At 35.6% G+C, this 385-nt stretch carries 1 protein-coding gene; it reads left to right on the forward strand.

Features of this window, described 5'->3' with window-relative positions; translation table 11 throughout:
• The coding region (locus EII42_RS12435) for a sigma-70 family RNA polymerase sigma factor (RefSeq protein ID WP_125172431.1) at positions 1-291 on the forward strand (291 nt) is incomplete at its 5' end.
• Between the last annotated feature and the right edge of the window lie 94 nt (positions 292-385).

Raw genomic sequence — 385 nt, forward strand, 5'->3', positions numbered from 1 at the left:
GAAGATATCTTGGCAGAAGATGCGGAAAGTTACGATGTTGGGACAAATTTAAGGGATGTGGATACGCCTGAAAATGAAATGTTATCCAGTGAATTAGAAAAAGTTGTTTTTGATACAATCAGTAACCTACAAGAAGATTTAAAAACAGCGATTACTTTACGAGAAATGGAAGGTTTGAGTTACGAAGAAATTGCAGAAATTATGGATTGCCCAGTGGGAACCGTACGTTCTCGTATCTTCCGTGCAAGAGAAATAATTGAAAGCAAAATTCAACCTTTATTACAACGTTAAATCAATTAACCAAAAACTTGGAGTTCAAGATGCAAAAAGAGTTACTTTCAGCTTATATTGATGGCGAGCATCGTAGTAACGAATTGACTGACAA

Origin of the sequence: Tessaracoccus sp. OH4464_COT-324, assembly GCF_003932855.1 — a bacterium.
Classification (GTDB): Bacteria; Actinomycetota; Actinomycetes; order Propionibacteriales; family Propionibacteriaceae; genus Arachnia.